Here is a 399-nt window from a genome sequence, read left to right on the forward strand (position 1 = left end):
GCGAGGTGGTGAGTGAAGAAAGGCGTCGGGCGGTCGGGGTGGAGGAAGTCGAACGACGCGGAGAAGTAGTCGGTGAGCAGCACGTCGGCGACCAGCGGCGCTTCGGCCATGTCCGGGTAGGTGCCGACGTCCCAGAGCTAGCCGTTCCCGGCGTCCGGGATCTGGCCGCACAGCAGCTCGTGGCTGCGGACCAGCCGCACCTCGTCCTCGCCCAGCGCGGCCTGGGCGTCGGCCAGGTCGAGCCGCAGGTCTAGCTGGTAGCCGTCCTGCGGACGGCGCCGGTCCTCGCGGAAGGTCGGGGCGTACAGCACCACCTTCTTGCCCTCGGGCAGGCCGAGCCGCTCGCGGACCCGCTCGGCGGTCTTCTCCCGGTCGCTCGCGAAGAGCAGGTCGTTGCGC

General features: G+C 71.4%; 1 pseudogene. It reads right to left on the reverse strand.

The annotated features are described in order from the left end of the window. Positions 1–389: pseudogene (locus UK12_RS43875) on the reverse strand (CDP-glycerol glycerophosphotransferase family protein); the annotation flags it as partial. Positions 390–399: the final 10 nt, after the last annotated feature.

Origin of the sequence: Saccharothrix sp. ST-888 (assembly GCF_000955975.1) — a bacterium.
Classification (GTDB): Bacteria; Actinomycetota; Actinomycetes; order Streptomycetales; family Streptomycetaceae; genus Kitasatospora.